The 22,824-nt window shown below is 40.5% G+C and carries 24 protein-coding genes; 19 read left to right on the top strand and 5 right to left on the bottom strand.

Annotated features, from left to right (window positions below):
• Nucleotides 1-121: 121 nt before the first annotated feature.
• On the bottom strand, nt 122-994 hold the full coding sequence (locus tag M3196_RS02210) for a YitT family protein (protein ID WP_251320619.1): 873 nt from the start codon (nt 992-994) through the stop codon (nt 122-124).
• Between the two features lie 77 nt (nt 995-1,071).
• Here M3196_RS02210 and M3196_RS02205 point away from each other — a divergent pair, with 77 nt between their 5' ends.
• The 18 genes from M3196_RS02205 to M3196_RS02120 all read left to right on the top strand — a co-directional run bounded on the left by M3196_RS02205 (nt 1,072) and on the right by M3196_RS02120 (nt 17,431).
• Entirely contained in the window at nt 1,072-1,485 is a 414-nt protein-coding gene (locus M3196_RS02205; protein ID WP_425310966.1) for a nucleotide pyrophosphohydrolase, read from the top strand.
• Entirely contained in the window at nt 1,478-2,281 is an 804-nt protein-coding gene (gene dapB / locus M3196_RS02200; RefSeq protein WP_251320617.1) for a 4-hydroxy-tetrahydrodipicolinate reductase, read from the top strand. Before M3196_RS02205 ends, dapB begins: the two co-directional genes overlap by 8 nt.
• 11 nt (nt 2,282-2,292) lie before the next feature.
• Complete coding sequence (mgsA, locus tag M3196_RS02195) at nt 2,293-2,709, top strand: methylglyoxal synthase (RefSeq protein WP_251320616.1); 417 nt, start codon at nt 2,293-2,295, stop codon at nt 2,707-2,709.
• Nucleotides 2,706-3,398 carry a bacillithiol biosynthesis deacetylase BshB1 gene (gene bshB1, locus M3196_RS02190; protein WP_251320615.1) on the top strand — a complete coding sequence of 231 codons (693 nt, stop codon included), beginning with the start codon at nt 2,706-2,708 and terminating at the stop codon, nt 3,396-3,398. Before mgsA ends, bshB1 begins: the two co-directional genes overlap by 4 nt.
• A 10-nt stretch (nt 3,399-3,408) precedes the next feature.
• The gene (bshA, locus tag M3196_RS02185) at nt 3,409-4,539 is read left to right on the top strand and encodes an N-acetyl-alpha-D-glucosaminyl L-malate synthase BshA (RefSeq protein WP_251320614.1); all 1,131 of its coding nucleotides are present in this window, start codon (nt 3,409-3,411) and stop codon (nt 4,537-4,539) included.
• A gap of 5 nt (nt 4,540-4,544) precedes the next feature.
• Nucleotides 4,545-5,729 carry a CCA tRNA nucleotidyltransferase gene (locus M3196_RS02180; RefSeq protein ID WP_251320613.1) on the top strand — a complete coding sequence of 395 codons (1,185 nt, stop codon included), beginning with the start codon at nt 4,545-4,547 and terminating at the stop codon, nt 5,727-5,729.
• Nucleotides 5,726-6,700: a biotin--[acetyl-CoA-carboxylase] ligase gene (locus tag M3196_RS02175; RefSeq protein ID WP_251320612.1), complete on the top strand. Its 975-nt coding sequence runs from the start codon at nt 5,726-5,728 to the stop codon at nt 6,698-6,700. Before M3196_RS02180 ends, M3196_RS02175 begins: the two co-directional genes overlap by 4 nt.
• Before the next feature lie 234 nt (nt 6,701-6,934).
• Nucleotides 6,935-7,774, top strand: coding sequence for a 3-methyl-2-oxobutanoate hydroxymethyltransferase (panB, locus tag M3196_RS02170; protein WP_251320611.1), 840 nt, complete (start codon nt 6,935-6,937; stop codon nt 7,772-7,774).
• Complete coding sequence (gene panC / locus M3196_RS02165; protein WP_251320610.1) at nt 7,771-8,655, top strand: pantoate--beta-alanine ligase; 885 nt, start codon at nt 7,771-7,773, stop codon at nt 8,653-8,655. Before panB ends, panC begins: the two co-directional genes overlap by 4 nt.
• Nucleotides 8,640-9,023: an aspartate 1-decarboxylase gene (gene panD / locus M3196_RS02160; RefSeq protein ID WP_251320609.1), complete on the top strand. Its 384-nt coding sequence runs from the start codon at nt 8,640-8,642 to the stop codon at nt 9,021-9,023. The genes panC and panD overlap by 16 nt, the downstream gene beginning before the upstream one ends.
• A gap of 45 nt (nt 9,024-9,068) precedes the next feature.
• Nucleotides 9,069-11,885 carry an ATP-dependent DNA helicase DinG gene (dinG, locus tag M3196_RS02155; RefSeq protein WP_251320608.1) on the top strand — a complete coding sequence of 939 codons (2,817 nt, stop codon included), beginning with the start codon at nt 9,069-9,071 and terminating at the stop codon, nt 11,883-11,885.
• 140 nt (nt 11,886-12,025) lie between these two features.
• Nucleotides 12,026-12,196, top strand: a complete 171-nt coding sequence (locus M3196_RS02150; protein WP_251320607.1) for a YpmA family protein — start codon at nt 12,026-12,028, stop codon at nt 12,194-12,196.
• Between the two features lie 12 nt (nt 12,197-12,208).
• A complete protein-coding gene (locus M3196_RS02145) occupies nt 12,209-12,694 on the top strand; it encodes a DUF5590 domain-containing protein (protein ID WP_251320606.1) in 486 nt (161 codons plus the stop codon).
• Nucleotides 12,695-12,714: 20 nt separating this feature from the next.
• Nucleotides 12,715-13,905 carry a pyridoxal phosphate-dependent aminotransferase gene (locus M3196_RS02140; RefSeq protein WP_251320605.1) on the top strand — a complete coding sequence of 397 codons (1,191 nt, stop codon included), beginning with the start codon at nt 12,715-12,717 and terminating at the stop codon, nt 13,903-13,905.
• A gap of 69 nt (nt 13,906-13,974) precedes the next feature.
• Complete coding sequence (gene asnS / locus M3196_RS02135) at nt 13,975-15,267, top strand: asparagine--tRNA ligase (protein WP_251320604.1); 1,293 nt, start codon at nt 13,975-13,977, stop codon at nt 15,265-15,267.
• A 156-nt stretch (nt 15,268-15,423) separates the two neighbouring features.
• On the top strand, nt 15,424-16,137 hold the full coding sequence (locus M3196_RS02130) for a DnaD domain-containing protein (RefSeq protein WP_251320603.1): 714 nt from the start codon (nt 15,424-15,426) through the stop codon (nt 16,135-16,137).
• Nucleotides 16,138-16,200: 63 nt separating this feature from the next.
• A complete protein-coding gene (nth, locus tag M3196_RS02125) occupies nt 16,201-16,860 on the top strand; it encodes an endonuclease III (RefSeq protein ID WP_251320602.1) in 660 nt (219 codons plus the stop codon).
• A gap of 214 nt (nt 16,861-17,074) precedes the next feature.
• Entirely contained in the window at nt 17,075-17,431 is a 357-nt protein-coding gene (locus M3196_RS02120; RefSeq protein ID WP_251320601.1) for a YpoC family protein, read from the top strand.
• Nucleotides 17,432-17,706: 275 nt separating this feature from the next.
• Here M3196_RS02120 and M3196_RS02115 read toward each other — a convergent pair whose 3' ends face one another.
• The 3 genes from M3196_RS02115 to M3196_RS02105 all read right to left on the bottom strand — a co-directional run bounded on the left by M3196_RS02115 (nt 17,707) and on the right by M3196_RS02105 (nt 21,419).
• A complete protein-coding gene (locus M3196_RS02115) occupies nt 17,707-20,280 on the bottom strand; it encodes a transglycosylase domain-containing protein (protein WP_251320600.1) in 2,574 nt (857 codons plus the stop codon).
• Nucleotides 20,281-20,355: 75 nt separating this feature from the next.
• Nucleotides 20,356-20,979: a Holliday junction resolvase RecU gene (gene recU, locus M3196_RS02110; RefSeq protein ID WP_251320599.1), complete on the bottom strand. Its 624-nt coding sequence runs from the start codon at nt 20,977-20,979 to the stop codon at nt 20,356-20,358.
• A gap of 194 nt (nt 20,980-21,173) precedes the next feature.
• On the bottom strand, nt 21,174-21,419 hold the full coding sequence (locus M3196_RS02105) for a glutaredoxin family protein (protein ID WP_251320598.1): 246 nt from the start codon (nt 21,417-21,419) through the stop codon (nt 21,174-21,176).
• 128 nt (nt 21,420-21,547) lie between these two features.
• On the opposite strand from M3196_RS02105, the gene M3196_RS02100 reads away from it, so the two are divergent.
• The gene (locus M3196_RS02100; RefSeq protein ID WP_251320597.1) at nt 21,548-22,504 is read left to right on the top strand and encodes a DUF2515 family protein; all 957 of its coding nucleotides are present in this window, start codon (nt 21,548-21,550) and stop codon (nt 22,502-22,504) included.
• 42 nt (nt 22,505-22,546) lie between these two features.
• Here the strand turns inward: M3196_RS02100 and M3196_RS21940 are convergent, their stop codons facing one another.
• Nucleotides 22,547-22,681, bottom strand: coding sequence for a hypothetical protein (locus M3196_RS21940; RefSeq protein ID WP_276531208.1), 135 nt, complete (start codon nt 22,679-22,681; stop codon nt 22,547-22,549).
• Between the last annotated feature and the right edge of the window lie 143 nt (nt 22,682-22,824).

Genomic DNA, 22,824 nt, shown 5'->3' with positions numbered 1-22,824 from the left:
GAATTTTCGGGAGGTTTTTTTCACTATGAATGATCATTTGAATGACAAAGCGTTTAATCAAGATGAAACAAGTTTAGGTTTTTAGTAGGTTCAACTAAGGCTGACATTAAGCCAAGTTTTCTTATCTACCTATAGGGTTTTTATCTTCATCGAGAGTAAAACCTTCGCCGATTACTTCATGTACATCATTTACGGTCACAAAGGCATGGGGATCAATTCTTTCAATGACTTGTTTTAAGCGGACGATCTCATTTTTTGCTATAACACAATACAGAACTTCGCGAAGCTGGCCGGTAAATGTTCCTTTACCGTTTAAAAGGGTTGCGCCGCGATCCAGTTCTTTCATAATATTTGCTGCAATTTCTGCATTTTTCTCTGAAACGACCATCACCGCTTTTCCGGCGTAAGCCCCTTCTTGCATGAAGTCGATGACACGTGCTCCGATAAATACAGCTACAAGAGTATACATAGCTTCCCGATAGTTTAAATAAACAAGTGAGATAGTGATAACCATAAAGTCAAAGATAAACATCGTCTTACCCATGCTCCATCCTAAGAATTTATGGCCCAGTCTCGCGATAATGTCTACCCCGCCTGTCGTTCCTCCGTACCGGAAGATGATCCCAAGACCAACTCCGATAAATACACCTGCGAACAAGGCGGCGAGAGTCATGTCTTCTTTAAGATCAATGGTAATGGATGAATAGCGCTGAAAGATAAATAAGAAAACCGATACAGCGACAGTCCCAATTATGGTATAGATAAATGCATTTCTGCCAAGCAGTTTCCAGCCAACAAAGAATAATGGGATGTTCAAGGCAAGGTTAGAATAGGAAGGATCAATGGAAAATAAAAAATAAAGGATTAGTGTGATCCCAGTAAAACCGCCTTCTGCTAAGTTATTCGTCATATTAAAATGAACGATCCCAAATGAAAAAATAGCAGAGCCAAACAGAATGAAAAAAATATTTTTTAGTTTGATAGGATAAATCATAGGATGCCTCTTTTCTATCTAAATCGAGTTGCTGTTTCCATTCACGCCTTCCTATTATAATCAAAATTTCATGAAATTTGTCAAACAGAAAAAATACCGATAACATAAAGGTGGAACTAATAAGGATGAGGAGTGTCAGCAACATGGCCAATCGTACTTTAAAAGAAAGTCAGGACGTCGTAGATCAATACATATCACAATTTAAAGAAGGCTACTTCAGCCCCCTCGCTATGATTGCCAGACTTACGGAAGAGCTGGGAGAACTGGCTCGAGAAGTAAATCACCATTATGGTGAAAAACCGAAAAAAACATCAGAAGATGCGAAAACAGTTGAAGAAGAACTAGGAGATATGTTCTTTGTATTAATATGCCTTGCAAATTCTCTTAATATAAATTTAGATGAAGCATTAAGTACGGTAATGAATAAATTTCAGACAAGGGATAAAGACAGATGGACTCGAATGGATGAAGGAGAGACAAACCATGAATAAAATAAAAATTATATTAGCAGGCCCCCGCGGAAAGATGGGTACAGAAGCGTTAAAGATGATTGAGGCAACACCTCATTTTGAACTAATAGCGGCAGTTGATTCTAAGAATGATGGCATGCAAGTAAAAGACCTTCCTGGAGCCCCTGTTTCGTTGGAAGGACCTGTTTATGATGACTTAGAACGCTGCATACAGGCAGTAGATGCTGATGTTTTGATCGATCTTACGCGTCCTGACATCGGCAAAAAACACCTTGAAACTGCATTAGATTATGGTATTAGAACTGTCATCGGAACGACGGGTTTTTCAAACGAAGATCTCGAGCGTCTAACCGAGCTCGCCCAAGAAAAAGAGACAGGTGCCATTATTGCGCCGAACTTTGCGATCGGAGCTATTCTAATGATGAAATTTTCTCAGATGGCAGCGAAATATCTGCCAGATATTGAGATCATCGAAAAGCATCATGATCAAAAGCTGGATGCACCATCAGGAACAGCACTAAAAACAGCTCAGCTTATCACGGAAGTTCGTGAGGAAAAAAGCCAGGGTCATCCGGACGAGATAGAGGATCTTGAAGGGGCAAGAGGGGCAGAACTTCAGGGCATACGTATTCATAGTGTGAGACTTCCGGGATTAGTTGCTCATCAAGAAGTGATGTTCGGGGGAGAAGGACAGTTATTAACGATCCGTCATGATTCAATGAACAGAGCATCCTTCATGCCAGGAGTCAAAATGGCTGTTGAAAGTGTCATGAACATTGAAGGCCTCGTTTATGGCCTTGAAAATATTATGGAATAAGAGGGATGAACATGAAAATAGCTCTTATTGCGCACGATAAAAAGAAAAACGATATGATCAATTTCACTGTGGCATATGCACCAATCTTAAAAGACCATACGCTTTATGCTACAGGAACGACGGGCTCAAAAATTAATGAAGCTACAAATCTGCCCATTAACCGGTTTCAGTCAGGACCTTTAGGCGGTGACCAGCAGATCGGAGCATTAATTGCTGAAAATGAACTGGATCTTGTTCTGTTTTTCAGAGACCCATTAACTGCACAACCCCATGAACCAGATGTATCAGCTTTAATGCGTCTGTGTGATGTATATCAAATTCCGCTGGCGACGAACCTCGCTTCTGCAGAACTTTTTATCAGGTCGCTTGAACGCGGTGATTTGGATTGGCGTAAAATCATTGATGAAAGAGAGTCCGAAAACAAATGAGTCTTCAGAATTGGCTGGCTTTTGGTGCACATGCTGATGATGTTGAAATAGGGATGGCGGCAACGATTAAAAAAGAAACGCACCGCGGCCGTGGAGTTGCGATTTGTGATCTGACAGAAGCAGAACGATCATCTAATGGCACCGTTGAGATCAGAAAAAAAGAAGCTAAGAAAGCCGCTGATATCATAGGTGTTGAACATCGATTAAACCTTCAGTTTCCTGACAGAGGCTTGTTTGTGAAGGAAGATTATATCTTAAAGATGGTTTCAGTTATCCGGAAAGTCAGACCACAATATGTGTTTGCACCTTATTGGATCGACCGGCACCCTGACCATGGCAATTGCGCTAAACTTGTCAAGGAAGCCGTCTTCTCATCCGGAATAAAAAATATAAAAGATCCTGATAATCTACCTCCACATAAAGTGAAAAATATATTTTACTATTTGATCAACAGCACAGAAAAACCTACCCTTTTTCTGGATGTCAGCGATGTCTATTCCTATAAGATTGAAGCATTAAAAGCATATCCGTCTCAGTTTATTAAATCAGCAGAAAGTGTGGATACACCACTTACAAACGGATATATCGAACGCGTTGAAGCAAGAGACAAACTGTTTGGACTTGAAGCGAGTACAAGATATGCAGAAGGCTTTATACCAGAACAAACGTTTGTAACCAACAATTTATAAGGAGAAAGTCATGAAGTTAAAAATCGGCATCACTTGCTATCCTTCTGTCGGCGGATCAGGAGTGGTTGCAACTGAACTTGGAAAACTGCTTGCTGAAAGAGGACACGAGATTCATTTCATCACATCAAGCATCCCTTTTCGCTTAGGGAAATTTTATCCGAACATCTTTTTTCATGAAGTGGAAGTAAACCAATATTCAGTTTTTAAATACCCTCCATATGACTTAGCGCTTGCAAGCAAGATGGCAGAAGTGGCAAAAAGAGAAAAATTAGATCTGCTCCACGTGCATTATGCAGTTCCGCACGCAGTATGCGCTGTTCTAGCCAAGCAGATGCTAAATGACAACATCAAAATCGTTACCACTCTGCACGGCACAGACATTACCGTATTAGGCTATGATCCATCGCTGAGTGAAATGATTAAGTTCGGCATCGATAAATCAGATGTAGTAACAGCGGTCTCTCACCAATTGAAAGAAGATACCGAACAGGTGCTCAAGATTCAAAATGAAATTATTCCTGTACATAACTTTGTAGATGAAAGAGTTTACTACAGACGTAAAAATAATGCTGAGCTTAAAAAAACATATGGAATCCAGGAAGATGAAAAAGTAATCGTACATATTTCTAATTTCAGACCGGTTAAACGGATTCAAGATGTGATTAAAGCTTTTTCAATGATCAGAAAAGAGATGCCCTCCAAACTACTGTTGATCGGAAACGGTCCTGAATTAACGGTAGCATGTGAGCTTGTCAGTGAACTTAACATCGAGGAAGATGTATTGTTCCTAGGAAAGCAGGAAAATGTAGGGGAACTGTTCTCCATTTGCGACCTAAAGCTTCTGTTATCGGAAAAAGAAAGTTTCGGACTTGTTCTTTTAGAGGCAATGGCGTGCGGTGTGCCTGTTATTGGAACGCGAATCGGCGGTATTCCTGAAGTGATCGTAGATAACGAAACCGGATTTATGGTAGAAGTGGGCGATACTGAATCAGTAGCAGAAAAAGCGGTCTCTCTGTTAAGTGACATAGAAAAACATAGCCGTTTCAGACAAAATTCTGTTCAGCATGTAAGAGAACACTTCCTGTCTGAAAAAATAGTAAGCATTTATGAAGAAATCTATAACTCTTTAGTAAAGGGTTGAGGTTCATGAACCATTTGTTTGAAGAAGCTTCTTATGTGTTAGAAAAAATCGAGGAAAACGGCTATAAAGCATATTTTGTTGGCGGCTGTGTCCGTGATTATTGTTTGAATCGTCCGATAAAGGACATCGATATCGCTTCAAGTGCAAAACCTGAAGCTATTCAAAAAATCTTCCCGAAAACGATACCTGTCGGAATTGAACATGGTACCGTTATCGTCAGGCATAATCATGTATCCTATGAGGTAACAACATTTCGGAAGGAAGACAAGTATGAAGATTATCGAAGACCTTCAAAAGTCTGGTTTGTTTCTGAATTAGAAGAAGATCTGTCCAGAAGAGATTTTACATGTAATGCGATGGCTATGGACAGGAATTTTAAGCTGATCGATCCGTTCCAGGGAAGGGAAGATCTAAAAAAACATCAGATCAGAACAGTTGGAGACCCTGATAAGCGGTTTTCTGAAGATCCGCTCCGCCTCATGAGAGCATTTCGTTTTAAAAGTGTTTACAGCATGGCTATTGAAACGAATACAGAGGCAGCCATTATTACTCATTCTGCATTGCTAAAGAAGATTTCAACAGAAAGAATAACAGCAGAATTTATAAAACTATTAGCAGGCGAGCAAGCTGGAGATGCGCTGGCAAGGATGAAATCTTGCGGTATTTTCCCTTATTTGCCTTATCCGTTAGAGGAAAAAAATAAAGGAACCTTCCTCTCTTTTAATTGGAATACACTTAAAAGCGAGGAACAAAGATGGGCAGCTGTTATTGTTCTGTCCAAGGTGGAAGATGCAAGAGAGTTTTTGAAAAAATGGAAGCTTCCGAACAGGGTTATTCATTCTGTCCTGGACATACTATCAGCTTTTCATATCGAACATTGGACAAGGATGGATTTATACCGTTCAGGGTTAAACACAGCGCTCTCAGGACTTTTATTAAAGTGTCTTGTATACAGTGAATCTTACAGGGAACAAGCTTTTAACCTGAAACAGCTTGCAGCCGGGATTCCGATAGCTTCCAGAGAGGATATTCCATTAAACGGTGAGGAAGTATTAAGGATAAAGCAAGCAGCTCCAGGTGTGTGGGTTGGGCAGCTTTTTAAAGAGATGGAAGAGGCAATCGTTGAAGGAACACTGTCTCTTTCTGAACAAGAGATCAACGATTGGGTAAGAAGGTGGGAACAGAAATGAAAGAAGCGTTATTGCACATGCTGACAGAAAATGAAGGTGAATTTGTGTCAGGCCAGCAGATTAGTGAAAATCTGAACTGTTCGCGTACAGCTATCTGGAAGCACATTTCAGAGCTTAGAAATGCTGGTTATTCAATAGAAGCTGTACAAAAGAGAGGATACCGCCTTTTAACATCTCCGGACCTCGTAACAGCGGAGGAAGTTTCGCTGTACACAGGAAAAGGAAACTTTGGGAAAAAGATTACATACAAAACCTCTGTTAAAAGTACACAGGAAATCGCTCATTCTTTAGCTAGAGATGGGGCTGAGGAAGGGAGCATTGTACTTGCGGATGAACAGACAGGCGGAAGAGGAAGGCTAGGAAGAGCTTGGCAATCTCCGTCTGGAACAGGGATCTGGATGAGTCTTATTCTGCGTCCGGAAATCCCTCTGCAAAAAGCTCCGCAGCTTACGTTGCTCATCGCAGTAGCGGCATCAAGAGCCATTGAGAACGTTACTGGGATCGAAGCTGCCATAAAGTGGCCGAACGATCTATTAATAAACGGTAAAAAGGTTGCTGGAATTTTAACAGAATTACAGGCTGAAGCAGATTCTATCCATTCTGTCATTGTAGGAATCGGCATGAACGTGAATCAGGAAAAGAAGCACTTTACTGAAGAAATCGCTGAAATTGCAACTAGCCTTACGATCGAAGGTGGCAAGACATATAAGAGGGCAGAGATTGTCGGAGCCATTTTGCAAGAGATCGAAAGCTTGTATAGAAGCTATCTTGATAAAGGTTTTGCTGTAATTAAGCTTCTGTGGGAGGCACGTGCATACAGTTTAGGAAAAAGAATTACAGCAAGGTCGGTAACAGGTTCCATTACAGGCTATGCAAAAGGAATCACGGATGAAGGTGTTCTGCTGCTTGAAGATGATAACGGAAAGATACATTCGATATATTCAGCTGATATCGAATTTCCTTCTCACTAAGTAAAGTACGTGATAAAATGTTTGTAATAGGCGGTATCCATTCAGCGGAACTGCACTAGCACTGCAAATCTTTGAAACCACAAATCATATATCTGCCTAGATCCAAAACCAGGACCGGGACAGAGGGAGCAAACAATTAAACGTATAGGGATTATTCCTATGCCTTCTTCCTCTTTAGGGAAGAAGGCTTTTTTGCACTCTGGCCCTGTTAAAAAACAGGGAGGCTACAAAGGTATGAAAACGACTAAAAGTTTTCTCAAGATGAAAAGAGACGGTGAAAAAATTTCGATGGTAACAGCCTATGATTATCCTTCTGCTGTTATCTGCGAAAAAGCGGGGATGGATCTCTTATTAGTAGGAGATTCTCTTGGAATGGTTGTTCTAGGGTATGAATCTACCATTCCAGTTACGATCGACGATATGATCCATCATTCAAAAGCAGTAAAACGCGGAGCACCAAATACGTTTATTGTTACAGATATGCCATTCATGACGTATCATGGTTCTATTGACGAGACCTTAAAAAATGCAAGAAGAATTCTTCAAGAAAGCGGTGCTTCAGCCGTTAAGCTTGAAGGCGGCAAACAAGTGATATCTACAATAGAAACGCTGACGAATGCTGGAGTTCCGGTTATGGGCCATCTTGGGCTGACTCCTCAGATGGTCGGTGTCATGGGTGGATACAGTGTGCAAGCAAAAGAAGAAGAAGATGCGAACACTCTTATAGAAGAATGTCTTTTGTTAGAAAAGGCAGGAGCTTTTGCAATCGTACTTGAGTGTGTTCCGCAGCAGCTTGCCGAAATTGCAGCAAAAAGACTGTCTATCCCCGTGATCGGAATCGGTGCAGGCAAGCATATAGATGGTCAGGTTTTGGTCTATCACGATATGATCGGTTACGGATTCCATCATGTACCTAAATTTGTAAAGTCATATGGAAATGTGAAAGATATGATGATAGAAGGACTACAGAAGTATAAAGAAGATGTGCAGCAGATGAAATTTCCTGACGAAGAACACAGCTTCAACATGAAAACAGAGACGATTGACCGTTTGTATGGGGGCGTAAAGTCATGAAAATAGTGAAAAGCATCCATGATATGCAAAATGTTATCAAACAAGAAAAAATAAATGGCAAAATAATTGGCTTCGTACCGACGATGGGTTATTTGCATGACGGTCACCTTTCGCTGATCAAACGTGCTAGAGAAGAGTCTGAAATCGTCGTAGTAAGCATTTTTGTCAATCCGCTTCAATTTGGACCAAATGAAGATTTTGACCGCTATCCGCGCGATTTTGAGCGTGATAAGAAGCTCGCCGAAGAAGCAGGTGCAGATGTTCTGTTCTGTCCTGAAACAACAGACATGTATCCGGATAAACCGGTCGTAACGGTGTCTGTTAACAGAAGAACTGATGCGCTTTGCGGAAAAAGCCGTATCGGACATTTTGACGGTGTTGCTACCGTCCTTACTAAATTATTTAATATCATTTCTCCTGATAAAGCATTTTTTGGTTTGAAGGACGCCCAACAGGTTGCTGTTGTGAAAGGGCTTGTCGATGATTTTAATTTTCCTGTGACCATCATAGGGTGTGAAACAAAACGCGAACAGGACGGACTGGCGATGAGCTCGAGAAATATGTATCTTACAGAAGAAGAGAGAAAAGAAGCTCATCACCTATACCAATCATTACAAAAAGCGCAAGATTGGCTCTTAGACTGCGATAGTGGTGAGACGGAAGAAAAAATGATAAAATACTTGGAGGAACAAACGGACGGAATTGTTGAATATTGTAAAATTCTCTCTTACCCTGAACTTCTGCCTCCTGAGACAGATGACGAAAAGCTGATTATTGCTGTAAGTGTGAGATTCAGCAAAGCTCGTTTAATTGATAACGTCATTATTGACAACATTTTTGAGAAAAAAGGAAGCGGGGAAGAAAAATGTTCCGTACATTAATGAAAGCAAAAATACACCGTGCAACAGTAACAGAATCAAACTTAAACTATGTGGGCAGCATCACGATTGATGAAGATATTTTGGATGCAGTCGATATGATTGCGAACGAAAAAGTTCAAATTGTAAATAATAATAATGGAGCACGTTTTGAGACTTATATTATTCCTGGAAAAAGAGGAAGCGGTGTGATGTGCCTTAATGGCGCAGCTGCAAGGCTTGTTCAGGAAGGTGATACAATTATAGTGATCTCCTATTGCCTTTATGATGAAGCAGAAGCAAAGAATCATCAGCCGAAAGTGGCGATCATGGACAAGAATAATATGATACAAGAAATGCTAGGTGTTGAACCTGAGGCTACAGTCTATTAATTTCTAAAAATAAGTATAGCCACAGGGGAATGAGGTGAAAAGGCTATGACACGGCGATTTGTCGTTATCGATTTTGAAACAACAGGAAATTCAGCAGCAAAAGGAGACCGGATAATTCAGATCGGTGCGGTCGCCGTTGAGGCAGGACAGATAACGGACAGATTTTCTACGTTCATCCAGCCAGGCGTTCCCATCCCCCCTTTTATTGAACAATTAACGGGCATCAATGATGAAATGGTCAATGATGCTCCGTTGTTTGAAGAAGTGGCGCCAAAGCTCCTTCAGATGTTAGAAGGAGCTTATTTTGTTGCGCATAATGTGATGTTTGATTATTCCTTTTTACAAGGAGAACTCGATCGATGCGGATATTCTCCTCTTTCTATGCCTCTTATTGATACGGTAGAAATGTCTAGACTTCTTCTCTTAGGAGCAGATGGCTATCAGCTCGGCATGCTTGCTGAATATTTGGGGCTGGAACATGAAAATCCACATCAGGCGGACAGTGACGCAGAAGTAACGGCTAGACTTCTCATGCATCTTTTAGATAAGCTTGAGAGCTTGCCGTTATTGACGTTAGAGCGATTGACTCCGTTTTTGAAAAAACTGCAAAGCTCATTGGAAAGTATTGTTAGCGATATAATCAGCGAGAAGTCTGTATTTTTAGCAGATGAGCAAACCTATGATTTTTACCGTAAGCTTGCCCTTAAAAAGTCGTTACATCCAGATCCAGATCAAGTTATAGAAGAGTATAAAGAAGAGCAGATTGAGACTGCTGATCTCGAGCAAAAGCTGAAAACTCATATGAAACATTATGAGATCAGGGAAAGCCAGCAGAAGATGGCTGCACTTGTGGATGAAGCTCTTCATACGAATCAGCATCTTGTGATTGAAGCGGGTACCGGAGTCGGAAAATCACTCGGTTATCTCATCCCAGGGGTTCGTTTTGCAAAAGAAATGGACCGGCCGCTCGTTGTTTCAACGCACACGGTTCAACTGCAGCAGCAGCTGTTAGAACGTGATGTTCCGTTGTTAAAGAAGATCATGCCATTTGATTTCACTGCAACTCTTTTAAAAGGGCGCAACCATTATTTATGTTTGCGAAAGTTTGAACATACCCTACAGGATCATCATGAAGATAACTACGATATGAACTTTACAAAAGCCCAATTGATCATTTGGCTTACGGAAACAGAACAAGGGGATGTGGAAGAACTTTCAATGGCTTCTGGTGGAAAGCTTTTCTGGAATACCGTAAAAAGCGATGCGAATTCCTGCTTGAACCATCGCTGTCCATGGTTTTCAAGATGCTATTATCATAAGCAAAGGCGAAGAGCTCATGAATCTGATTTGGTCATTACAAACCATGCTTTATTGTTTACGGATCTAAAATCTGATTCCCAGCTGCTGCCTTCCTATAGAGAAGCTGTACTTGATGAAGCCCATCATGTTGAAGAAGTAGTCAGTGATCATTTTGGTAAAGAAACGGATTATTTTTCATTCCTAAAGCTCCTGGACAGGCTTGCTTCTACAGAAGGTGAAGGGATGATGAATACGCTAAGAGAGCTCTCTGACCATTTGGAAATTCCAAAGTATGAGGCGCACCTGTCAAAATGGGACAGTTTGTTCATGGATGTGAAAAATGAACTTGATGATTTATTTAAACTTATAAAAACGATATGTATAACAAAAGCGAAATCATCTCGTTCTGCTGAACTAACAAAGCTGACACTTCGCTACACGCTTGAAGATATAGAGTCGACCCGCTGGGAGCCCGTTCTGGAAATGGAAGAGCGGGCCCGGCAGTTAATTTCTGATCTCGTAAAACCGGTTAAACGCTTATTAAAGAGTTTTGATCAATTCGAAGAACATCTCACGGTAAAACAAAAAGGATTTCTAGTGGATTTAGAAGGTCTGCTGAACGATCTGCAAGATGAAGCGGCAGATCTCCACCATCTCCTTTCTTGCCCACTATCTCAGGAAGTCTATTGGATGGAGGCCGAATCAAAAGGACCTCGGCACGCAGTAACTCTTTTTGCGAAACCTGTTGAGATCGATCATATACTGGCTGATGAGTTCTTTGGCAAAAAGAACAGTGTTGTATTAACTTCAGCGACGATGAGCGTTAAAAAATCGTTCCGTTATATGTCAGAGCGGCTTGGACTGCTGGACTTTGGTCCGTTGAACGCGCAGCTGCCATCGCCATTTCAATATGAACAACAAGCAAAGCTGATGGTTCCAACCGATATACCTCTCATTAACGAGGTGGACCAAAAAACATTTGTAAATAAGATCTCTTCTTCATTATACGAGATTGCAAAAGTGACAAAGGGGCGCATGCTCGTTCTGTTTACTTCGTATGAGATGTTAAAAGAAACACATACTGCTTTTAAAGGACTGATGACTCAGGAAGAGTTTGTTCTGATTGCACAAGGTGTCGACAGCGGAAGCAGAGCAAGACTGACAAAGAACTTCCAGCGTTTTGATAACTCTATTCTTTTCGGTACGAACAGTTTTTGGGAAGGTATAGATATCCCCGGAGACGATCTTTCGTGCCTTGTAATTATCAGGCTTCCGTTCACTCCTCCAGACCAGCCGGTAATGGCTGCGAAGAGCGAGAAATTAAAAGCGGAAGGCGGAAACCCATTCTACGATCTTTCGCTGCCTCAGGCCATTATCCGTTTTAAACAAGGTTTTGGCCGCCTTGTCAGAAGCAGCAGGGATAAAGGAGCGGTCTTTGTTTTTGACCGCAGGATGATCGAAACACGCTACGGTAAATCATTCATTCAGTCATTGCCGAAGCTGCCAGTTTCCATTAAGCCTGTTAACGAGCTCGTAGATGAACTTCGTGACTGGATGGACTAGAAAAGGAGAAGGTATAATCTTCTCCTTTTTTCATTGAAAACAACAGAATCCGCTGATTTTTAGGCATTCTAAAGTACCACTTTAAAAGAATTTCTGCTATAGTAAACAGGGATAAGTTTCAAAGTATAGGAGGAAGAACAATGGAAAGTAAAATAGAAGTTCTTTCTACAGTAAAAGTCGATAAATCCAGTGACTTGTATAAAGTGGTTTCAGAATTGAACAAAACCTTAAAGCAACAGGATCTGATGTTTGGACTGGCGTTAGATGATGAAAATAAAAACAAGATGATATTCACAATCTATCGCACATAGAGAGGCTTAAATATGGGAAAAAAGTGGATACTGATTATTGTTGGCATTATGATACTAGCAAGCTGGCAAGCATATTACCTGTACAGCGGGGTTCATGCTAAGCCGCAAAAAGCGGAAATGGAAGCAGTCGAACTTGCAAAAAAGGAAAAAAATCTTGTTTCAGTTGCTAATGTGGAACACTTTTTTAAGAATGAGACCTATTATGTAGTAGAAGGAAAGAACGAACATGGAACAGACATGGTCGTCTGGGTCGGAAAAGACAAAGAAATATATTCTGAATTCGCCAAAAAAGGGTTGTCTGAAAAACAGATCATTGATTACGTAAAAAAGAACCACAATGCTGAAGAAATTATTGACAGCCGTTTAGGCATGGAAGACGAAATTCCTTTATGGGAAGTAGTATACATTGATGATCAAGGACGCTATACGTACTATTATGGCTATTTCGAAACAGGGAAACGCTATGAAATCTATCGTCTTAAAGAATCAGAACAATAAATAGTGGAGGGATCTATTAAATGAAGCTTGCAAAAAGAGTGGAGGCACTAACACCTTCAACAACATTGGCAATCACAGCAAAGGCAAATGCATTAAAAGCAGAAGGTCACAATGTAATCGCCCTGGGTGCAGGAGAGCCTGATTTTAATACACCGATACATATTATTGAAGCTGCTTATCAGTCTATGAAAGAGGGACATACAAAATATACAGCTTCAGGCGGTCTTGTAACACTTAAGAAAGCAATCGCAAACAAATTAAAGGAAGATCAAGGATTAACCTACGAAACTTCTGAGATTATTGTGAGTACTGGGGCAAAACATTCCTTGTATTCCTTGTTTCAAGCTATCATAGATGAAGGAGACGAAGTCATCATCCCAATTCCATATTGGGTGAGTTACCCGGAACAAGTGAAACTTGCTGGGGGAACACCTGTATATGTTGAAGGAAAAGAAGAGAACGAGTTTAAGATTACAGCAGAAGATTTAAAGAAATCTATTACTAGACAAACAAAAGCACTTATCTTAAATTCACCAAGCAATCCAACAGGTTCTTTGTATTCAGAAGAGGAACTAAAAGCGATAGGTGAAGTTTGTCTAGAAAAAGATGTTCTCATCGTATCTGATGAAATCTATGAAAAACTCGTCTATGAGGGAGTGAAACACACTTCGATTGCGGAGCTCTCTCCTGAATTAAAAGAACAAACGATCATCATCAATGGTCTGTCAAAATCACATGCGATGACTGGATGGAGAATTGGATTTGCTGCAGGAAATGCTAAAGTCATTAAAGCGATGACGAACTTAGACAGCCACAGCACATCTAATCCTACTACTACTTCACAGCATGGTGCACTAGCTGCCTACAACGGAACACAAGAACCGGTTGAAGAGATGCGCCAGGCGTTTGAAGAGCGTTTGAACAAAGTATATGAGCGTCTGATTACTCTGCCAGGCATCACCTGTGTGAAACCAAACGGTGCCTTCTATCTGTTCCCGAATGCAAAAGAAGCGGTTAACATGACTGGATTCTCATCAGTAGATGAGTGGGTTGAGGCGATCTTAGAAGAAGAGAAAGTAGCTCTTGTTCCTGGTTCTGGTTTTGGTGCACCTGACAATGTAAGACTTTCCTATGCAACTTCATTAGATACAATCATGGAAGCACTGGACAGAATAGAACGTTTTATCGCCCGTCATTCAAAGAAAGATTGATTTTTGATCAGCGGTCATTCATAATTTTTTGATAGAGATAGATTTTTAGAAACAGTGGAGGTACATTTTGTGAAAACGACTATTAAAAAGCTAAGTGAACACGTTGGTAAGACGGTAACCATTGGAGCATGGCTTTCCAACAAACGTTCTTCCGGTAAGATCGCTTTTCTTCAGCTCCGTGACGGTACAGGATTTGTTCAAGGTGTTGTGGTAAAAAGCGAGGTTGGTGAAGAAACTTTTGCAAAAGCTAAAGGGCTGACACAAGAATCAAGTCTTTACGTAACAGGAACGGTTAAAGAAGACGATCGTTCACAGCTCGGTGTTGAACTTGAAGTTACAGATGTTGAAGTGCTTCATCAATCAGTAGATTATCCGATCACTCCAAAAGAGCATGGAACTGAATTTTTGATGGATCACCGTCATCTTTGGATTCGTTCCAAGCGTCAGCACAGCATCTTAAAGATCCGCAACGAGATCATTCATGCTGTAAATGAATTTTTCTATAACAATGATTTTGTAAAAGTAGACCCTCCGATTCTTACAGGAAGCTCTGCTGAAGGTACAACATCATTGTTCCATACAAAATACTTTGAAGAAGATGCTTATCTTTCTCAAAGCGGACAGCTTTACATGGAAGCTGCAGCGATGGCACTAGGAAAAGTATACTCGTTCGGACCGACATTCCGTGCAGAGAAGTCTAAAACGCGACGTCATTTGATCGAGTTCTGGATGATCGAACCGGAGATGGCGTTTGTTGAACATGAAGAATCTCTTGAAATTCAAGAGCAGTTCATCTCTCATATCGTACAGTCCGTTATTAAACGCTGTGAAAACGAGCTGAAAACACTTGGACGAGATGTATCAAAGCTGGAGAACGTTAAAGCGCCATTCCCTCGCGTTTCATATGATGATGCCATTAAAATGCTGAAAGAAAAAGGTTTTGATGATATCGAATGGGGCGATGATTTTGGTGCACCTCACGAAACGGCTATCGCTGAAAGCTTTGATAAGCCGGTATTCATTACAAATTATCCGAAAGACATTAAAGCCTTCTATATGAAACCAGATCCGAACCGCGATGATGTTGTTTTATGTGCAGATTTGATCGCTCCAGAAGGATATGGTGAAATTATCGGAGGTAGCCAGCGTATCGATGATCTTGCTTTAATGGAACAGCGTTATGAAGAGCACGGACTTACAGATGATGCGTATAAATGGTATTTGGAGCTGAGAAAATACGGCAGCGTGCCGCATTCTGGATTTGGACTTGGACTAGAGCGTACAGTAGCCTGGATCACAGGTGCAGAACACGTTCGCGAAACGATTCCATTCCCTCGTTTGCTGAACCGTTTATACCCTTAATAAAACCTTAAATCTCCCTTTATCCAGGGAGATTTTTTCTTTCACTTTAAGAAAATATAGCTGGGTCTACATATTGGCGTCAGCTAAGGTTTTCTTTATTTTTACAAAAAGGAAAGTGAAGTTCTTATGCTATAATGGTACAAGAGGTGTTGCAATATGAACGGAATGTTATTTGAAAAATGGATGTCAGAAGGATCGGTCAGCATTCCTAATATGCTGCTAAAGCATTATAAAAAGATAGGGTTAACAGATACGGAATGCATGTTGTTCATACAGCTACACGTCTATATTGAATCCGGAAACTATTTTCCCACCCCGCTTGAATTGGCTGAGAGGATGACAGCTTCTTACAATGAGATATCTTCGATGCTCCGTTCTTTGATCGGCAGAGGACTGCTCGGAATGGACCAATATGAGGATAAGGAAAAAGGCGTGTATTTCGAAGCTTATACCTTACAGCCATTATGGAATCAGCTGATGAACAGCCTCAAAGAAGAAGAGCAGATTCAAAAAGAGTCCATGAAAGAAAAACAGGAACAAAATGTATTCGTTTTGTTTGAGAAAGAATTCGGCCGTCCGCTTTCACCAATGGAACTCGAAACATTAAAGATCTGGATGGATGAAGATCAGCAATCGCCAGAACTGATTCTGACCGCTTTAAAAGAGTCCGTATTGTCCGGAAAGCTTAATTTTAGGTACATTGACCGTATACTTTTTGAATGGAAGAAAAACGGAATCCGGAGCCCTGAAGCTGCCAAGATGTACGGTGAAAAGTTCCGGGTAAGGCAGCTGCAAAAATCAGGTCAGCATGATGTGCCGAGAAAAGACAGCGGATTAAAAAGACCTGCTTACAATTGGCTTGAATCATAAATTTTAATGCAAACAGACCCTTTGATACCGGGTCTTCTTTTTCATTACAGGGGGAGTGCAATCGTGTTAAACAAAGCTCAGATTCAATTTTGTCTGGAACAGATTGAGGATATGTTTCCAGATGCTCACTGTGAGCTTCATCATTCCAATCCGTTCGAGCTGACGATAGCCGTACTGTTATCGGCTCAATGTACAGATGCGCTTGTAAACAAAGTAACGCCAAAACTATTTGCAAAATATAAAAAACCCCAGGATTACCTGGATGTTCCTCTGGAAGAGCTGCAAGATGATATCCGTTCGATCGGACTTTACCGCAACAAGGCGAAGAACATTCAAAAACTGAGTGAGCTGCTTCTGAACGAATACGGCGGAGAAATCCCCAGTGACCGTGATGAGCTGACGAAGCTTCCTGGTGTTGGAAGAAAAACAGCAAACGTAGTCGTTTCAGTGGCATATGATGTGCCTGCGATCGCAGTAGACACCCATGTGGAACGCGTCTCAAAAAGGCTTGGAATCTGCAGGTGGAAGGATTCTGTACTGCAAGTTGAAGAAACGTTGATGAAAAAGATTCCAAGAGAACTATGGGGAGCAACGCATCATCGTCTTATTTTCTTTGGGAGATACCATTGCAAAGCACAAAACCCGAACTGCTCGGAATGTCCGCTTCTTTCGATATGCCGAGAAGGCAAGAAACGGATGAATCAAAAAGTGAAGAAGAAGTAATTGTAAGACTGACTGAAACGGAGTGTGAGATGCACCTGATGAGGTCAGTTTTTTTAAAATAGAATCAGATATTGTCTTTCTCCGATATACAAGTATAGGATTAATGGAATCCTTTCAAGAATTAAGGCAATTTTTTAAAGGGTTAAAGCTAGTTTTTATAGGATTATCCTGGTTTGTAAGTGATCGTGTTTTTTTAGAAAGGAGAGTAGTTTAATTGGAATTAAAAAATGAATTATTGGTAGAGATATTCAATGAATGGAAAGAAAAAAGCCCTTCAATTGCGGCATCTTTTAAAGAGCGGAACAGAAAACAAGCAAAAGAGCCGATGGTTTATTTCTTTAGACGATTTTTACAGGCTTTGTTTAACGGAAATGAAATAATGGCGGATGAGAAAGACTTATTCAATTGGAAAGAGAAAATAAAGGAGCTTCCTCATCTCCCAGTAAATGCGGCTGAGCGTCTTTCATTTATCGAAGAACAGCCAGATCATTATCAATCCTTTATCCAATTAAGCGAACTATTTTTAGAATGGAAAAAGAAAAGTGTCATATATTCAAGGCGAAAAACATAAGGACAAGACTTTTGCAATGATGAAAGCACGAGGTGTTTCAAGGAGGGAATATCATACAGATTCAAGTGGTGAAGAGGGGAGATTCGCTTTCACAGTATTATCATCTGCCATGGCAGGAGCTTCCTGTTGCATGAAGACAAAAATTGACGTTATTGATCAATACAGTTTGCAGGGGTAAGCCTTTTTGATTATCCTGTATTTTGGAACGAACTTAATTGATCGGTTGTTATAAATTAAAAATGCACCAGCTTCTTAAAGCTGGTGCATTTTTTGTATTACTGATTTAATGGAGGGAACTGTATGCCCCCGCCGCCTTCATCTTCTTCATCTCCACCGCCTTGACCAGGGGGAGGGGTGCCAGGTTCTTGTCCCGGAGGAGGTTCAGTACCAGGTTCTTCACCCGAAGGAGGCGGTGTGCCCGGTGTACCAGGTTCTCCTTGACCTGGAGGCTGAGTACCTGGTTCACCTTCACCTTCACCAGGTGGCTGAGGTCCTTCGCTTTCTGGTGCTTCAATCGTGATAGATGTTTCAGCCGGCTCGCTTTCCGTGTTGTTTTCACTGTCGACTGCTATCACTTGGAACGTGTATTTACCCGGAGCAGGGGTTGGGACTACAAATTTCGTATCGTTGATCGTTGCTCTTTCCTGCATCGGTCCATCGTTGTAGCTTGCGAGGACCTTAAAGGTAACACCTTCTCTTTTCTCGTACTTCCATTTTACATCGATTTCATTTTTCTTCTCATCGAACTTAGCTTCAAGTCCTTGAATTCCAGAAGGTTTTTCAAACTTGTCGCTTACATCAGGAAGCTTGGATCCTTTAACGAAAAGTTCAATGATCTTTTCAGAATCTGGTGTAAACTCACTTGCACGTTTTCCAGTTCCTTTTTCTATCGGAACTTCAGTGACCGACTTTGGTTTCTTAAAGTCTGTGTTCTTATGTTTCAACTGGCTCATGATATCTTTAAAGATCTGTTTTGAATAGTCGTCTTTTGTATTATCCAGATACAATGCATCACCATTATCATCTTGGTAAGAATCATATCCGGTCCATACAGCTGCTGTATACGTAGTCGTGTAACCAGCCATCCAAGCATCTTTGGTGGCATCACTAGGCATACCAAATTTATCTCTCAGCTCTTTATCGAAGTTTGTTGTACCTGTTTTTCCTGCTAAATGAAGCCCGCTCACATTGGCTTGTTGACCTGTACCTCGGTCCATAACATCTTTCAGCATATCGGTAATCATGTAAGCCGTGTAGTCTTTCATTGCAGCTTTTGGTTCAGGATCAACTTCTATGATTCTTCCGTCAGGGAACTCGATTTTACGGATCGTTGTCGGCTTGGTATATACACCGCCGTTCCCAAATGCCTGATAGGCACCTGCAAGGGTAAGCGGCGAGATCCCTTTTTCAAATCCGCCGATCGCATAGGACGGATAAGTTGTATCTGGATCTAAATCGAATCCGAGTTTATTGGCAAAATCAGTAGCTTCTTCTGGTCCGATTTCTTGGAACGTCTTAACAGCAGTCGTATTTTTAGACTCAACGAGTGCCTGGCGCATCGTAATATCCCCAACATTTTTCTTGTTGAAGTTATTGATCGTTACATCGCCGATCTTAACTGGTTCATCGTTCAACATATGAGCCGTGCTCCATTTTTTATTTTCGATGGCAGGACCATAATCTAGAATTGGCTTGATCGTTGAACCTGGCTGGCGGTTAATTCTTGTTGAATATTGGTTGCTTAGTTCGTTTCCTCGGCCGCTGCCCACAGCGCGGATAGCACCCGTTTTAGTATCGACAACCGCAACACCTGACTGGAGTTTTTTATGTTCGGCTTCTAATTTCGCCTTTAAGACATCTTCTGTTACTTGCTGGGCTTTTGTATCAAGATTCGTATAGATCTTCAGCCCGGAAGAGAAGATGTCAGCTTCTTCAAGTCCTTCAATATCTTTTACATCATCCATTACTTGTTTGATATATGCATCATAAGGGCGTGTTTCTGTTTTAAGTTTACCAGGGTTAATCGTATCTTTTACAGAAACACTCTTTGCCTTTTCTGCTTCTTCTTTAGAAATGAATTTATGCTGTGCCATCAAGTTTAGGACAACATTGCGTCGATGTTCAGCTTCTTTCGGATTTTGAGTCGGATCATAATAGCTTGGTGCTTTAGGTAAACCTGCCAATAAAGCAGCCTCGTGTACTTCTAAATCTTTTACATCTTTATTGAAATAGGTTTTTGCAGCCGTTGCTATACCGTAGGCTCCATTACCAAAATAGATCTTATTTAAATACATTTCCAAAATCTGATCCTTTGAATATTTCTGTTCTAGCTGAACAGATAAGTATGCCTCACGAATCTTTCTTGTGAGTGACTTTTCATCAGTGAGGATCGTATTTTTAATAACCTGCTGAGAGATCGTACTTGCACCTTCAGCACCAAATCCTTCAGTTACGTTTGCGAATGCTGCACCGAAGATACGTCTTACGTCAACACCGCTATGTTTACGGAAACGTACGTCTTCTGTTGCAATAAACGCGTTTTGAACAGGCACTGGAATCTCATTTATCTTAACCCTGATCCTTGTTTCTTGCCCTGAAACAAGAGAGACCTCTTTATCGTTCATATCTAGAATTTTAGATGATACAGGTGTTTCCAGTTTCTTAGGATCGAGTTTTGGAGAAGTAGCTGCGATCACACCTACTGTTAATAATCCTAATAATCCTAAAATAACGGCAAGCAAGAGGAGCGTTTTCTTCCAATTGCGTCTTGGCTTTTTTGTTTTCTTTGCCGGTTTGGAACCATCACTGGATTGCCTTCTTTCCACCCGGCTTCGGTAATCTTTTGACATAGTTTTACCAACCTTTCAACTTATAAAAAAACTAACATTATCAATATTCGTGACCAATTTCAAGTTTATGAACAATCAATGTGAAGGTGAGAAATAGACACGATCTACTACTTGTAAATAATTTAGCCTAGGTTGATACCCGATAGTAATAGAATGTCCTTTATCAATGATTTCACCCTTTGGAATCGATTTTCGGCCGATGGTTTGTTCTCTCCAGTAGTGAATGAGATGGGAGCTGTCCAATAGATAGCTTTCATCTGTAGAGGAGAACCTTAGGATGATAAATGATATTCCGCCATGATCCAAGATCTGCTGCATATGATGGATCTGATGCTCATGAAAATTCTTAAGTGGAAAACTTGTTTTGTTCTTTGTTTCTTTTGCTTCAAAGTCTATATATCTTCCTTTATATACACCGTTATAATCGGTAGTTGAAGCGAGTTTAAAGTATGCTTCACGAATGACGGCTGCAGACCTTTTCGGGTATTCCACATTCACGATTTGAACAGGTGTAGGCTTTTTGTGAATGATTGCTTTATCCGTTAATAGATAAAATTGATTGCTTTGATTGATATCATCTTCCAATGACATCCCTCTGTTACTGTACGAAATATCCTTTTTTATAGAAGATGAGGAAGAGGATTTTGTTTTAATGACAGAAGTCACTTTCTTTCCATTTGGATAATGAAAGGTTCCCATAGTTCATCTCCTTTTTGTACTTTAAGAAATGAAAACTTGTTAACTGTAGTTTAACGACGAAAATCAAACTCGTTTAAGAATAAAGTATAAGTGCAACTAGGGTGACAATCAGGCTTGGAGTCAGCCTAGTTTTCTTTAATGAAAGATGGCTATGCGCATTATTAGAAAAATAGATACACATAGCCCATTTATGTTTACTTTTTTAACAATTGAGAGAGTTTATCTTCTTTAAAGCCCATAATAACTTCTTTTCCTTCTTCACCGGTTATTACCGTAACAGGAGTAGCAGAAGCGCCCAAGTCCATAACTTCTTTCATGTAGTTTTGGTTTTTTCGTATATCGCGTTCTTCAAATTCAATGTTATTTGCTTTTAGCCACTCTTTTTCAGCGAAGCATGGAGGGCACGTTTCCTGTGTGTAGATGATTACTTTCTTCTCCAATTTTTATGCCTCCTCTTTCCATTTGCATCTTTCATAAAGATTAGTTTACTCCTTTTTCGAATGCGATACAAATATTTTATAGTCTTGAAGAGAACGATAAAAAAAGGACAAAACATGGGAGGCACTGTGTGAAGGAGTGGTATCAGGAAATCCTAAACCGTATATCAAGAAAAACGATTTCACATAATCGCGATAATATTTCACGTACCGTAAGCTATGCTGCTTTCTACAAACAAAACCCTGAGATAAGATGGGCGATGCTTGCCAGTCTTGTTTCGCGCAACGCCGGCTATAGCATGTGTGATCTTGCTGGAAGCTGGATGCCGCGGATGTTAACCGAAGATACAAGAAAACATTTATTTTTGACATATGAACGGGCAAATTGGCTGATCTTTCAGGACGCTTATCCTCAGCTTCTTCTTTACGAATACTCCAAGCAAGAGGGAGTCCCGTTGTTCCATCTGCTTGACTATTTTAATGTGTCGCAGTTTATGAAAACAGAATGGTTTCGATTCTGGGATGAAAAGGATTTGAAACGGTTATGTACATCTTTGATCATCAATGAACAGCATGTGATTGAGAAACCTGTGATCAGGCATTCCTTTTATCGGAAGCGTATTTTTTCGGGCATTCCTTTTTTGCTGCAGGACTACATGCATTTTAGTACGGTGCTCTTTCCTGTGCTGTCAGGTGAGGTATATGGAATTTCTGTACACGGATTTAAAGCAGTTAAGAACAGAATTGAAACGGGGAAGATGCTTTATTCTATTTTATTTGAATCGAAATGGAGTAAACAAATTATTCAGTTTTCGAATGTAGTAACGCACACTGGTTCCCGGTATGATTTTGAAAGGTATGTTTATCCAGAAAAGCGCCGCGAAACCCCTCTGTTGCGCTTGGTATATCCGATTGTAAATCATTCAATTGAGCAGCAGACCGACTGGTATCAGAAGGGCTTGCAAACGGAGAGGTTTTATCAGCCTATAAAAAAAATTCATAAACCTTGTCTCACAGACTGGTACAAGCAAAAACAAAGACAGATAAAAATAGGCATTCTTCTAAAAGAATGGATACAAAATGCATAATAACAAAAAGACGGCAGAACAAACGCCGTCTTTTCATTCGTTTTATGTGCTTGGAATATCCGGGCCATCCAGTTTTTTATCACCATAACCAGTATTTTGCTTTTGTTCGGTTCTTTTGTTTCCGTCCTGCTGTGAGTATTGGTCTTGATTTCTTTGCTGTTTGCTGTCTTCGCTCATCTTGTGACACCTCCTTTTACGAACATGAACTGATATTAGTTTTGCGGTTGAAGCGACTGAATATACAAACAATCAACAATTAGATGTCGAATTTCTGATATATACGTATATATTCACTTTCTTTGCCGAATAAAAACTAGTTT

The organism is Fictibacillus nanhaiensis (assembly GCF_023715445.1).
Classification (GTDB): Bacteria; Bacillota; Bacilli; order Bacillales; family Fictibacillaceae; genus Fictibacillus; species Fictibacillus nanhaiensis_D.
The sequence above is the reverse complement of the archived record's forward strand: the minus strand, read 5'-3'. Positions and strand labels throughout refer to the sequence as shown.